This is a genomic window from Sorangium sp. So ce204 (assembly GCF_051526795.1).
Classification (GTDB): domain Bacteria; phylum Myxococcota_A; class Polyangia; order Polyangiales; family Polyangiaceae; genus Sorangium; species Sorangium cellulosum_B.
Genome location: NZ_CP150317.1, coordinates 2,289,352 through 2,303,276, shown reverse-complemented (window position 1 = coordinate 2,303,276; position 13,925 = coordinate 2,289,352). Strand labels below are relative to the sequence as shown.

The window sequence follows — 13,925 nt, the reverse complement described above, 5'->3', positions numbered from 1 at the left end:
CGACGCGATCACCCCTCGTCGAGCCACGCCGCCATCTCCGGCAAGAGGCCCCGCAACAGGCCGATGACGCGCGGGCTCGACGCGCGCACCTCCCCGACGAGCCGCCGGCGCTCCGCCTCGAGCCTGCCGAGCTGCGCGCGGCGCAGCGCCGCCCAGAGGCGCGCGCCGGCGGCGATGCTGTCGTCGCCGTGCTCCTCGGCCACGCGCCGGGCCTCCACCGCGTCCTCGAGCGCCTCCCCCACCCGCTCCAGCTCCCACTGGATCTCGGCGCGCCGGAGCAGCGTCAGCGCGTGGTATCGGTCCCCCCGCGCCCGCTGGAGCTGCTCGGCCTGATCCGCGCTCTCCAGCGCGGCGGCCGGCCGGCCCGCCCGCGTGAGCGCCGCCGAAAGGAGCGAGAGCGCCGCCGCGCGGAGCGCGGGATCCCCGTCCTGCGCCGCGAGCTCCGCGGTCCGCCGCGCGACCTCCGCCGCCTCGGCGAAGCGCCCCTCGCGCATCAGGAAGGCCGAGAGGTTCTGCAGGAGCAGCCGGAGCTGGCCCCGCATCCCCTGCTGCTCGGCCTCGGCGACGAGCCTGCGCAGCCGGTCGATCGCCACGCCGGTCCGCCCGAGCTCGGCCTCGAGCACCGCGAGATCGCCCCCGATGTGGACCCTGTGCCACGCCGAGGCCAGCGGCGCCGCGATGGCGAGCGCGCGCTGGAGATCGCGCTCCAGCAGCTCGTGATCGCGGCGGTTCTGCGCGTAGTTCAGCTCGCACCGGAGCACGCGGGCCGCGAGCTCGGCCGCGGGGCCCGCGCCCGCCGCGAGCTCCACCGCCTCGCCCGCGAGCTCCATCGCGCGATCCCCGGCGACCCCCGCCCCGGCGGCGACCCCCGCGAGCGCCATCCGCGCCTCGCAGCGGAGCGCGGCCTCGCCGAGCGCGTCCGCGTCGGCGAGCAGCCCCGGATCGTCGGCCCCCGCCTCGCTGAGCCCGCGCGCCACCTCGAGCCGGTGGATGCGCCGGCGCACGTCGAGCGCCCCGCCGCGCGCCACGACGGCGTGCTCCGGGAGGCGCGCGAGCCGCCGGCTCGCCTCCTCGAGCTTCCGCCCCTGGATGAGCGCCCGGACCGCGTCGATCTCGAGGCCGGCGCGCGCCTCGGGATCCGCCGCGAGCGCGGCCAGCCGATCCGCGAGCGCCGCCGCCTCCTCGAAGAGCCCCGCGGCGGCCGCCTCGGCCATCGCGCGGCCGAGCCAGCGGCGCGCCTCGGCCACCGCGCCGAGCCGCTCGTAGCCCGCGCCGAGCAGCCCCGCGTCCACGCGCCCCTGCGCGCCCTCCGCGAGCGCGTCGAGCAGCGCCCGGTGCAGCCGCTGGAACCACGGCCGCCGCTGCGTCAGGTGGAGCGCCGCCTGCCGCAGCATCTCCTGCGGGAAGCTGTACTCCTGCGCGTCGCCCGAGGCGGTCAGCACGCCCGCCCCGCCGAGCGCCTCGAGCGCCGCCTCGGCGCGCTCGTCGTCCCCCACGACGCGCAGGAGCACGTCGACGCCGAGCCCGCCGCCGCAGAGCGCCACCGCGGCGAGGGTCCGCAAAGCGCTGCGCTCGGCGGCGCTGTCGTCGGCGAACGACGCCACCCGGGCCTCGAGCAGATCGGCCACGCCGGGGACCTCCCCCCGCAGGGCCCGGTCGTCCGCGGCGCAGAGGGTCCCGTCGCGGAGCGCCAGGGCGCCGCCCTCGTGCCACGCCATGAGCGCGTGCACGATGTAGAAGGGCACACCTCCGGACGTCGCGACGACGGCCCGCTCCAGCGCGGGCGCGAGCGGGGCAAGCGGGGCAAGCGGGGCGACGAGCGCCGCGGCCCCGCCCTGCGTGGCCGCTGGATGCAGGCCGCGGCCCACCGCCTGCGCGAGCTCGGCGGCGGCCTCGGGGTCGAGCGGCGCGAGGCCGAGGTAGGTCACCCCCGGACTCACCCGCGCCCGCACCTCGCCCAGCAGGGCGCGCAGGGCCGCCGGCCGGCTCGGCTCGCTGCGCGCGGCCGCGATCACGAGCAGCCGGCCCTGCCCCTCCGCGGCGGCGCGCCGCAGGAGCAGCTTGATCAGCTCCAGCGTCGCCGCGTCGGCCCACTGCAGATCGTCGACGAGGAGCAGCAGCGGCTCGCGGGCGCTCGCCCGCAGCAGCGCGTCCTCGATGGCCTCGACCGTGTGCGCGACCTCGTCCGCGGAGGGGAGCAGCGCCGGAGACAGCGCGCGCTCCAGCGCCGCGGGGAGCGCGCGGAGCTCGGGGAGGTCGCTCTCGCCGAGCTCCTCGGCGGCGCGGCGCAGCGGATGGAACGGGCTCCGTCGCTCGGGCAGGCACCGGAGCCGGACGACGTGGCGCAGGTCCCACCCGGTGCGCTCGACAGCGGCGTCGAGGAGCCGGCTGCGCCCGATCCCCTGGTGGCCGCCCACCACGATCCCGCGCACGCGGCCCTCCTGCGCGGCCTGCGCGGCGCGCGCGATCGCGTCGAGCTCGGCTCGCCGCCCGAGGAGCGGCGGCCGGCCGTCGGGCGGGAGCCGCGCGGGACGGTCCTCCGGCAGCGGCCGCGCGGGGCGATCCTCCGGCGAGCGCCGCGCGGGGCGACCCTCGGGCGGCGGCCGCACGGACAGGTCGGACGCGCGATGTGGCGGCTGTGACCCTTCCTTGCTCCCTGGCGGGGCGAGCTCGGGATCGAGCGCGGCGAGGATGCGATCGAGCTCGCGCGCGACCTGATCGGCGTGCCGCGGGCGGCTCTGAGGATCCAGGGCGACCAGCGTCGCCGTGAGGCGAGAGAGGAGGCCGGTCGCCGTCGTCGGATCGGGCACGAGCGCATCGAGCGGGGGCGCCGCTCGCCGCGGCACGAGGAGCCAGTGCGCGGTCTCCCCGCTGCGCTGCTCGAGCTCGGCGGGGAGGCTGCCGGTCCTCAGGCGGAAGATCAGGACGCCGAGCGCGTAGAGATCGCTGGCGGGCGTGGCGGACTGGCCGGCGGCGCACTCCGGCGCGATGTAGCCGGGTGTGCCCGCGAGCACGGAGCCCAGCTCCCGGACGGCGCCGGCGACCGCGGGCACGCTCAAGGTCATGGTCGCGCCCGCCGGCTCCTCGGCCAGCACCGTGCCGGAGTATCCGTCGACCGCCACGGTGGGCGGCGGCCCTGTGGGGGCGGCGAGCCCCCGCTCGACCCAGCTCCGCGCGTTTCCCCCGGAGATCCCGAAATCGATTAGCTTGTAGACGCTCGAGCCGCGGACGACGTTGGCGGGCTTGACGTCCCGATGGACGAGCCCGGCGGTGTGCACCGCGGAGAGCGCCCAGGCGACGGCGGACGCCGCTTCGAGGACGGCGCGCTCGGGGAGGCGGCCTGCCTCGCGAGAGAGCTCATCGAGGCTCGTGCCGGCCACGTACTCCATCACCAGGCCGACCACGCCGAGGGCGTCGTCGCGCTGGAACGAATAGAACCGCACGACGTTCGGGTGCTCGACCCGGCAGAGCGCCTGCGCCTCGTCGAGGATCGTGTCTCGCCACGCGGCCGTCGCGTCGGGGGAGCCCGCGAGCTGCTCGGGGACGAAGAAGAGCTTGATGGCGACGTCGCGGAGCTTCCTGCCTTCGTAGATCTCCTCGGCGAGCCACACCGGCGCGAACCCGCCGCTGCCGAGCTGCCGGACGAGCCGGAAGGGACCGAGGCGGCCGCCTTGCCCGAGCGGGGCTCCGGAGGTATTCGGCGACGAGGTGGGCATCCGCCGCGAAGCATATCCCAGCCACCCCGGCGCTCCCGCAGGAACCGGTCGCGTACGCTCTCCCTCGTCCGCTCGTGCGTTCGCGCGCGGGCGCCGTCAGGGCACGATCTCGCGGACGCTGCCCTTCTTGTACAGGAGCCCGTCGGAGCCCACCCCGTCGCTCCGGAAATAGACGCTGATGTTGGGCTTGCCGGTCTCCGAGCCCTCCCGGGTCGGCTCCCGCGTGAGCTTCATTGCGGGATCGATGCCCGGCCGACAGGGCTCGCCTCCCACGCCGAAGTCGGTCCCCTGGTCGACGTGCTCGTGGATCTTCACCCAGGTGCCTCCGTTCGCGCCGTCGGTCTCGTCGATCCAGAGCTCCTGCTTCACATCGCCGTTCGGCAGGTCGTAGACAAGCTGCTTGTACCCGATCCATACCTGCTCCGGCATGCCGCCTTCCCAGTACCTCTTGCTGAGGATGGCCGAGGAGGCGGGGTGGCTCGTCTCCTTCTCGAAATCGATCTTGCCGTCGTAGCGCATGCGGGCAGCGATCCCGCGCGTGTCGCATTTGTTGACGTCCTCGTCGCCGATCGTGCCGTGGTTGGTGCGCGTCATGGCGACGAGGCCGCCATAAGGTGTCCCGTCGTCGGCGGCCCGCAGGAAATACATCGTGACCTCGACGTCGCGCCACGGGTCTTCGAGCGCGGGGTCGTGCACGTACATCCGCGGGACGCGGCCGCTGATCTTGAGAATGCCCTGGCCGTCGGTGTCATAGGACGCGTCGCCGTGGTCGGCGTCGAACCAGGCGTCGGCCGGGTCGATCCCCGAGAACGTGCGCGCGGCGCCGTTGTCCCAGGTCGAGAGCCACGTTTTGCCCGAAGGCAGCGTGGGCCGCAGCATCGCTATCCCGAACCTGTCGAGCCGTCCCTCCTCCCCTCCCCCGGCGCCGGCCGAGCTGGACGCCTCTGCGCTGCTCGATGCGGACGACGCCTCCGCGCCGCCGCCGGGGCCCGCGCCGCCGGGGCCGCTGCCGCCGGGGCCGCTGCCACCGAGGCCGCTGCTGCCGGGGCCGCTGCCGCCGGGGCCGTTGCCGCCCACCCCACCGCCGCCGCCGGATTGGCTTCCTGACGCAGGGGCGTGATCGTCTGCGCAACCGGCGCTGCTCAAGCCGACGGCAGCCGACGTGACGGACATCGCGACCGTGAAGAAGACTCGCACGCCCTCGTGCATAACATGCTCTCAGCGCATCCGCGAGACCATTGACGGCGAGATCCCGGCTGCAACGTACCTGCCAGGTGCTTACGGAGACAGCTCGGTTTTAGTTCGAGAATTGCACCTTTCATCGTGCTTCAAGCGGCGGCATTGCGGTGGTCGTGCTCGGAGGGCGATCCGTGAGGTTGCCGCCTGCACGCGACATTGGCTGCAGCGCTCCGTGTCTGCTACCTCCCGCAACACGATGGGTCAGCCGGACCTGTTCGCGAAGCGGACGTTTGCCGAAGAGATAGAGCGGGTCACGGCTGGAGCTGTGATGTGGCAAGATCCGCCCGAGATCCGGCTGGAGAAGGTACAGGCCGACGGCCTGCTCGCGATTCTCCGCCCGGGGCTCCTCGCGCACCTGCCGCCCCCGTGGCCGGCGGCGCAGGCGTACGGGGAAGTCGTGGTGGAGCTGAAGCTCGCGGGGGACCATCTGGACATGACCGCCGTGGAGCGGGCCCTGCTTCGCCGGCAGGCCAGGCAGGTGCAGCGGGTCGAGGAGCGGGCTCCTTCCTGGCCGGGCGAGACGCCGCTCTGGCTGGCGGCGCCGCACGTTCCGGAGTGGCTGAGGCAGGCGCGCCGTCCGGTTCGCTTCGCGCCTGGCTGCTACGCGGTGGAGCCGCTGGGGCGCTGCTTCGTGTGGGTGGCGGCGAACGAGCTCCCGCTGCGCGACGAGCTGGTGCCGTTCCTTGTCGCCCGTTCGGGGCAGCCGCTCGACGAGCTCGCCCGCTGGGTGGCGCCGCGCCGGCCGCTTGAATGGGTGCTGTCCATGCTAAAGTACCTGCCCATGTCGACGACGGCCCGTGAGGAGCTCCTGTGGCGGTTCGCCAGGACCGGCGATCCCGAGATCGACGCGCGCCAGGACCGCATCCTGGAAGTCCTGCTCACGGCCAATCCCAAGATGAAGCAGCGTCTGGTCGACGAAGGTCGCCTCGAGGGGCGCCTCGACGAGGCGCGCGCGGCCCTGCGCCGCGTGCTCGCGCACCGGCAGCTCGCGCTCATCGCGGAGGATGCGGAGCGCATCGAGGCGTGCACCGACCTCGCGACCTTGGAGAGGTGGCTCGGTCAGGCGCTCGCGGCGTCCAGCGCACAGCTGGCCCTGCGCTGAGCGCCGCCGCGGGCGCACCTCAGCACCGGATCGGCCGCGGCAGCATCAGCGTCCCTTCCGGAAGGTGGACGCGAGGCGGTGCCGAGGAGACATCGAGAACAGGAACGGTTGGCTCCGCTGCGACCGCGGCCACTGACGCGCGCCGCAGAGATGAGCAGGCGCGCATCGGCCTGCTACGTGCCCCAGCGGCGGCGCTCGTTGGGCCGGCGGCGCCTCACGGGTCAATGCAGGCCCCCGCCGTCGGGAGGATAGCGACAGCGAACGCCGGACGTCGGCCGCTCGAGCGAGCGAGCCAGGTGGACGTCCGCTCCTTCATTCATCGAGGGGTCGCGCTCGGCATGCGGTCGTCCAATCTCCCTGGCACCAGCCTCTCCCAGCAGACGCGATCCGTCGCGCCCCCCTCCGCCACCCTCTCGCGGCTCACTCGATTCGTCGGCCCCCCTCCGCCTCCCCCTCGCGGCCCACTCGATCCGTCGCGCACCCCCTCCGCCACCCCCTCGCGGCTCACTCGATCCGTCGCGCACCCCCTCCGCCACCCCCTCGCGGCTCACTCGATCCGTCGCGCACCCCCTCCGCCACCCCCCTCGCGGCTCACTCGATCCGTCGCGCACCCCCTCCGCCACCCCCCTCGCGGCTCACTCGATCCGTCGCGCACCCCCTCCGCCACCCCCTCGCGGCTCACTCGATCCGTCGCGCACCCCCTCCGCCACCCCCTTCGCAACGGATCGAGTCCGTCGCGCACCCCCTCCGCCACCCCCTTCGCAACGGATCGAGTCCGTCGCGCACCCCCTCCGCCACCCCCTTCGCAACGGATCGAGTCCGTCGCGCACCCCCTCCGCCACCCCCCCGCGATGGTTCGAGTCCGTCGCGCCCCCTCCGTCTCCCTCGAGCGCGGCCGTCCGTGTCGGCGGCCCGCGCTGGTACGGCGTCGCCTTAGTTCCTCCCTGGTTCTGCGTCCGCGGTAGGCCCCCGGAGGGGGTGCTCGTCGCGCGGGCGCGGGGTGGGGATGGGCCGATGTCTGAGCCTGAGCCCTGTCTCCTCCGGCTCTGCCGGAGGAGACAGGGCTCAGGCGAGTTCGGCGGGGCCCCACCCCGCGCCCGCGCGACGAGCACCCCCTCCGGGGGCCGGGCGTCTCGGTACGACCTCTCTCGCAGCCAGAAAGCGAGTTCGGCGGGGCCCCACCCCGCGCCCGCGCGACGAGCACCCCCTCCGGGGGCCGGGCGTCTCGGCACGACCTCTCTCGCAGCCAGGGAGGAACGCAGGCGACTCGCTCGTGAATGCGCCTTCGCCGCTACCCCTTCCGCTCCTTCCACGGATCGTCCTGATACAGGTAGTTCGGCTTCAGGATCTTGTTCTCCATGTTGGTGTGGAACACCGCCATGGTCGACGCCGACATCGGCGGGACGATCCACGTCCAGTCCGCGTACACCGGGCGCTCGCACTGCCGCTCCTGCTGCTCGAACTTCTTGAAGTACTCCGAGAGCGTGTGGTGGTCCATCATCCGCACCTTGGCCTGCCGGAACGAGTGCAGCACCGCGACGTTCAGCTCGACAAGCGCGGCGTCCTGCCACAGCGTGTCGCTGCGTGACCGGTCCAGCCCGAGGCGATCCGCGATGAGCGGCAGCTGGTCGTACCGCGTCACGTCGCTCAGGTTGCGCGCGCCGATCTCGGTCCCCATGTAAAAGCCGTTGAACGGCGCCGCCGTGTACTGGATCCCGCCGAGATCGAGGGCCAGGTTGGAGACCGCCGGCAGCGCGTGCCACTTCAGCCCGAGCTCGGCGAACCACGCATACCGCGGGTGCTCGATCGGCACCTCGAGCACCTTCTCCCGCGGCAGCTCGAACCACTTCGGCCGGCCGTCGCCGATCTGGAGGATCAGCGGCAGCAGATCGAAGCGCGTCCGCTCCCCGCCCGGCCAGCCCAGCGCGAGCGCCTGGTCCGTCAGCTCCACGTTCCCCGGATCGCCGAGCACGCCGCCGTCCGGGAGCCGGTAGCCCGCATAGCGGACCAGCTGGCCGTTCCAGATGCGGATCCGCGGCTCACCCGGCCTGAACACCGTCATCGTCGCCCGGATGTCGCCCCCGTTCGTCGCCAGATCGAGGTGCTCGACGAGCGCCTGGAAGATCTCCTCCTCCGTCTTCAGGTGGCGCAGATCGCGCACGTGGAGCGTCGACCAGAAGAAGCGCCCGATGCAGCGCGAGCTGTTGCGCCACGCGAGCCGGGCGCCATAGGCGAGCTCGTCGGGCAGGTGCGTGTATGTCCCGTGCTTCGAAAGGCTCGCCCGCACCTCCTGCCAGCGCTCTTCCACCGCCGAGGGCACCCCGAGCTCCGCGTAGCACTGGCGCAGGAACGCCTCGGCCTCGGTCGGCACCGCCTCGGGCGCGGTGGGGGTCACGTGAAACGACCCGTGCTCGACCGGACACACGCCGCCAGCCGCCCGCGCCGCGCCGGCGCGCCGGAGCGGCGTCGGGCGGACCTCGCCGGCGGTGTCGACGTTCGAGCTGAACAGCTCCCGCTGGATGGCGTCCGGCGGCCAGCCCACCGCGCGCAGGTGCTCCTGCGCGTCGCGCATGAAGGCATCAGGACCACACACGAGCGCCCGCGATCCCGGCCGGTAAGGATACAGCTCGGCCACCTGCTCCCTGGACAGCCGACCCTCCGCCTTCGTCGCGCGCAGGCGGAACGCGACGCCGGGCGTGCGGCCGGCGATCGCCCGCAGATCCTCCTCGAAATAGGCGAAATCCGCGGCGCGCGACGCCGACCAGTCGAGGAGGAAGGCCCCCGCCTCGAGGCGGTCGGCCCTGCCGTCGAGCGCCCGCAGCATCGCCATCGCCGGCGTGACGCCGATCCCGCCCGCGAGGAACACCACCCGCTCCACGGGCGGCGCCGGAAGGACGAAGCTGCCCTTCGGCGCCGACGCGCGCAGCAGCGAGGCCGCGGCGCGCTCGCACAGCCACCGCGAGAACACCCCGAGCTCCTCGCGCTTCACCGTGATCTCGTAGTCGCCGCCGGCGCGCGCCGGCGCAGACAGCGTGTACGCGCGCGCCACCCAGCGCCGATCGAGGTAGCCCTGCACGAGCACGTGCTGCCCGGGCACCGACGCCGCCGGCGCGCCGCCGACCGGCGAGAGCGTGATCTGGAAGATCCCGGGGGAGAGCTCCCGCGCGGCCTTCACCTCGGCCTGCTGGAGGCTCGATCCGCCGAACATCTCGGCGAGCGCCGGGGCGCAGCCGCCGCAGATCTGGCCCGCCCGCGTCCGCTCCGACAGCTCGGCGGGCGTCGCGCACCCGGCCTCGATGAGGCTCGTGATCTGCCCGCGCTTGACCCCGGCGCAGTTGCACACGACCTCGTTCGGCTCGAACAGCGCCGCGGGTTGATCGATCTTCAGCTCGCCGAGCTCCCGGAACGTCGTGAGCTGCCAGCCGGGCAGCGGGCCGCGCGCCATGAGCAGCCGCATCGCCGAGGGGAGGTCGTTCCATTCCCCCTCGACGTGCAGCCCCGTGAGCTGCCCGCTCGACAGGAGCAGCGCGCGGCGCTTGTCGCGATCCCCGCACGGCACCCACCGGAGGCTCTCCATGGGCGCGTCGAGCCACCGCGCCGAGACGCCGCTCCCGTCGAGCGCGCGGGAGAGCGACAGGATGCGGCCGCCGCCGTCGACGATCTTCGAGATCGCGGCCTCCTTGCCGGCCAGCGCGCCCATCGCGGCGCTGCTCTCGACGACCCCCTCGCGCCGGGAGAGCAGCCCCTGCCCGGGCAGGAGGTGGACGTTGACGAAATCGAGCGCGTGCCGCTCGGCCCAGGCGTCGACGGTCGCGGGCGGCAGCTCGAGCCAGGCCTCGTCGGACCCGCGGACGTCCGCGGGGATCCCCTCCCTGGCCAGGCTCGCCCAGCCCTCGATCAGCGCCTCGGCCGCCGCCTTCCGCAGGCCCGCCTGGACGAGCGCCGCCGCGGCCCGATCGGCCGGCGTGTCCACGTACCGGAGCTCGAACGGGTCCTCGCGCAGCAGCTGCTGGACCAGGTTGTCGAGCCGCCCCCGCAGCCCGGCGGTGAACTCCTCGAAGTCGACGGTCCCGTCCCCGGTCGTGTCCGCGGCCAGGAGCAGCGCCTTCGCCTCGTCGGCCCGCATCCCGAGGCCGGTGAGGTACGGCAGGAGCTCATCCTCGCTGAGCTTGCGGTCGTGGTCGCGATCGATCTCCTCGAACCTTCGCCAGGCGAAGCGCTCGCTCGTCAGGCCGGCGCGGAGGCCGCGGGAGAGCGCGGCCGCCACCTCGGCGCCCGAGCACGCGGCGGGGCCGCAGACGACGGGCGCCGGCGCGCCGGGCTGCTCCAGCGCGCGGATCGCCCTGCGGGCCACGTCCGCGGGCGCCACCCAGGGCAGCGCGCCGCCGCCCAGCGGCAGCGGCAGGGTGCGGCGGAGCCGGATGTCCTCGCGCCAGAGGTTGAGCGCGCTCAGCAGAGGTCCGTGCCAGACCGTGGTCACCGCCTGGCCAGAGGCGCGCACGGACGCCTCGGCGTCGCGGATCTGCTGCCCCACCCGGCTCGAGGGAGGGAAGTACGGCGCCACCCAGAGGAGGTGCGACGCGCCCACCTCCCTCGCCGACGCGAGGAAGGTCCGCGCGGCCACGAGCGGATAGGCGAGATCCGCGGTGCCCATCACGAGCGCGATGGCCGGCCCCGCGGGCTCGATCGGCAGCGACTGGAGGAAGGAGGCGAGGTCGTTTCTGGGCTCGGAACAGACGATCTTGAGGAAGCTCATGGTGCTCGGCAGGGGCATCCGCGGAGGAGCGCAACCTCCCTCGCCGCCGCCAGGCGGCGTCGAGGGCCGCGCGCAGGCGCGGAGCGCTCCGCGCCAGGATACGGCGCATCACCCGGCCGGCCGAGACCCGAAAACGCCCGCGCGACCCGGCACACACCGCCGCACCCGGATTACCAAGGTGTGCGCGGCGTCGGGGGATTCCTTGTTTTGCCTCGAGGGAACCCGTCCGCGCGTCACAATCTGCCCCATGGGGCACTTTGGCGCGCCGGCCTGCGGTCTCACCGCGTCAGGGCACGACGTCGACGCGGGCACCGCTCGACGACACCGCTGCTGGTAGCCGCGCGGCGCCACCGGAACCTCGCCCGCTCGCCCCGGACCGACGGGCGCGCGTTCGCCTCTGTATTCGCGGGAAATCCGGCGTGAAGGGCGACCTGGCGAACGAGCGTGCAAACACCCGCCGCGCGCGCTCGAGCCCAGCTCTGCGCGCGCTCGTACCTCCTGTGGCTGTGTACGACTGCGGACCGGACATACGGGCACGATCCTTGAATTCGCTCGCTCCGCGCAGCCATGAAGACCCTTACTTCGGATCGACCCCTGGCGATGAGGAGCAAGCAGACGCGGTCATTGGCTGCGTCCCATCCCGCGGTGTCCACCGCGCGTCATCCCGTCCTGCAGGGCGTGACGATGACGCCGGCGAACGTCTCCGAGGCGCTGATCGCGCTGGAGACGGTCGCCGCGCGGCTGCGCGAGAGGAACGACCCGCGGGCGGTGTTCCCCGACGTCTACGCCGTGATCACGCGCCGCGTGAAAGAGGCGGTCGGCGGCGGCTCGGACGGCCGGTTCCTCGAGCCGGCGTGGATCTCGCGCCTGGCGGGGATCTTCTGCGAGTACTACCTGACGGCCCTCGCGGCGTCGCTGGAAGCGCGGTCGACGGGCATCGAGGCGTGGGACGTCGCGTTCCAGTGCGCCAGCGCGGGCGGGGCGGCGGCGGCGGCGCACGGGCTGCTCGGCATCAACGCGCACATCAACTACGACCTGGCCCTCGGGCTCTACCAGAACATCGTCCAGCACGGCGCGGCGCAGGACGCCCGGCTTCTCGACCGCTACCGTCACGACCACGACCTTGTGAATGAAATTCTCGCGGCGGCGATGCCGGAAATCTTCGCGATCCTGCGCGCTCGTTATCGCTGCCCGCTCGCCCGGATCGCGACCTTCAGCCGGGACGTGGAGCGCGCCATCTCGAGCGTCGTGATGTTCCTGCTGAGGCGCTGGCGCGACCGCGTATGGACCGACCTGCTCTCCTTGCTCGCGACGCTCGGGCGCACCGGCGAGACGGGCAAGCGCGCGGTGCTCGTCCGGATGGACCAGCGTTCGGGGAAGATCGCCCGTACGTTCGCGGCGGGCCACGGGGCGCTCCGCGCCGGGGCCCCGCTCGCCCGCGGCGCCGCCCTCACGCTGGCTCTGGCTGCCTGACGCGGGCCATCCCCGCGAGCTGACCGCAGGCGCCGCCCACGTCGCGCCCCCGCGGCCGCCGCACGAGCGTCGTGACGCCATGGCCGGACAGCCGCGCCACGAAGGCGTCGAGCCGCGCGGCGGACGGCGGGCGCAGCGCCGGATCCGGGCCGGGGTTGCAGGGGATGACGTTCACCCGGCACCGGAGCCCGGCGACGTACGCCGCGAGCAGATCCGCGTCCTCCGGGGCGTCGTTGAAGCGATCGAAGAGCACGTACTCGAAGAGCACGCGCCGCCCCGGCGGCAGCGCCCGCGCGATCGCCTCCTTCAGCGCCGCCATCGAGAAGCGCGCGTTCACGGGCATGATCGCCTGCCTGCGGGCGTCGTCCGGGGCGTTGAGGCTGACGGCGAGCTCGGCGCGCGCGTCGCGGAAGAACGGCTCGATCTTGTCCGCCACCCCGACGGTGCTCACGGTGACGTGCGACGGCGCGAACCGGAACGCCCGCGGATCGGTGAGCAGCCGGATGGCCTTCAGCACCTCGCCGAGGTTATCGAACGGCTCGCCCATCCCCATGAAGACGAGGTTCCTGAGGGGCGCGCCGCCGCGCTCGGCCGCGAGCGCCCGGGCGATCCGGACCTGATCGACGATCTCGCCGGCGGCGAGCTGGCGCTCGAGCCCGAGCCGCCCCGTCTCGCAGAACGAGCAGGCCCGGGCGCAGCCGACCTGGCTCGAGACGCAGAGCGTTGTGCGGGCGGGCCCCGGGATCAGCACCGACTCGATGAGCGCGCCGTCGCCCGCGCGCAGGACGAGCCGGAGCGTGTCGTCCTGCGCCGGCGCCCGCTCGGCGATCTCGAGCGACGGCGCCGGATCGAGCGCGAGCAGCGCCTCGTGCGCCCAGGCCCCGACGCCCAGGGCGGCGAGCGCGCGCGCGTCCCAGGCCGGCGCAGGCGCGCCCGGCTCGGCGCCGAAGGCGTGGCGCACCACCTTGCCGGAGACCGCGCGCGCCGCCGACGCCGTGCCGCCGGCCTGCCGGAGCAGCTCCGCGAGCGAGGCCGCGTCGTGGTCGGCGAGCCGCGCGCGCCAGCGTGGGACGCGCGCGCTCCTCCGGATCAGCGGGCGCCCTGCGACCTGCGCCGGCGGGTCGCCGGCGCGCAGGGGCGACGCCATCTCTTCGGGGATCTCCGGAACGCGCATGCGCACCCGCTAGCACGCCGGGCGCGGCGCCGCGCGGCCCAGCGACGCAGCGCCCGGCGCGGCCGCCTCACCCGGACGGCCGCCGGATGGACCGCTCGCCGGGCGCTCTGGCCGGCCGAGCCCCGGCGCCCGCGCGTCCGCCGGATGGACGCTCGCCGGGCGCTCCGGCCGAGCCCCGGCGCCCGCCGCCTCCCCCACCCAGGTCATCGCGAGCTTGTCAATCGCATGTCGATCGCCACCCGAAAGACAAGCGAGAACGCGCCCGGCGCCCCCCATCCGACACGAAACCTGCGCGCCGTCTGGGGCCATCAGGTGGCCAATCTGTGGACAAGCATGTGGACTGTCAAACCGGGCTCGGGAACGTGATTTTTGGGTTGCAGATTGGTTCCGAAGGAGGGAGTTTAGCGCCCGGAAGTCGGGCGGCGCGCCGGGCCACGGAGCGCCAGAAATCGCAGAAAAATCAGT

Annotated in this window: 6 protein-coding genes; 2 read left to right on the top strand and 4 right to left on the bottom strand. The window is 74.1% G+C overall.

Annotated elements, in window-relative coordinates:
• Positions 1-8: 8 nt before the first annotated feature.
• A complete protein-coding gene (locus tag WMF22_RS08685; protein ID WP_438035451.1) occupies positions 9-3,716 on the bottom strand; it encodes a serine/threonine-protein kinase in 3,708 nt (1,235 codons plus the stop codon).
• Positions 3,717-3,812: 96 nt separating this feature from the next.
• Positions 3,813-4,793: a hypothetical protein gene (locus tag WMF22_RS08680; protein WP_438035450.1), complete on the bottom strand. Its 981-nt coding sequence runs from the start codon at positions 4,791-4,793 to the stop codon at positions 3,813-3,815.
• Positions 4,794-4,878: 85 nt separating this feature from the next.
• Between WMF22_RS08680 and WMF22_RS08675 the strand changes: the two genes are divergently transcribed.
• A complete protein-coding gene (locus tag WMF22_RS08675; RefSeq protein WP_438035449.1) occupies positions 4,879-6,057 on the top strand; it encodes a hypothetical protein in 1,179 nt (392 codons plus the stop codon).
• A gap of 1,291 nt (positions 6,058-7,348) precedes the next feature.
• Here WMF22_RS08675 and WMF22_RS08670 read toward each other — a convergent pair.
• A complete protein-coding gene (locus WMF22_RS08670) occupies positions 7,349-10,813 on the bottom strand; it encodes a nitric oxide synthase oxygenase (RefSeq protein ID WP_438035448.1) in 3,465 nt (1,154 codons plus the stop codon).
• Between the two features lie 645 nt (positions 10,814-11,458).
• Here WMF22_RS08670 and WMF22_RS08665 point away from each other — a divergent pair.
• Entirely contained in the window at positions 11,459-12,286 is an 828-nt protein-coding gene (locus WMF22_RS08665; protein ID WP_438035447.1) for a DUF5995 family protein, read from the top strand.
• On the opposite strand, the gene rlmN is transcribed toward WMF22_RS08665, so the two are convergent.
• Complete coding sequence (gene rlmN, locus WMF22_RS08660) at positions 12,264-13,460, bottom strand: 23S rRNA (adenine(2503)-C(2))-methyltransferase RlmN (RefSeq protein WP_437298633.1); 1,197 nt, start codon at positions 13,458-13,460, stop codon at positions 12,264-12,266. The two genes, WMF22_RS08665 and rlmN, sit on opposite strands and share 23 nt — an antisense overlap.
• Positions 13,461-13,925 lie beyond the last annotated feature (465 nt).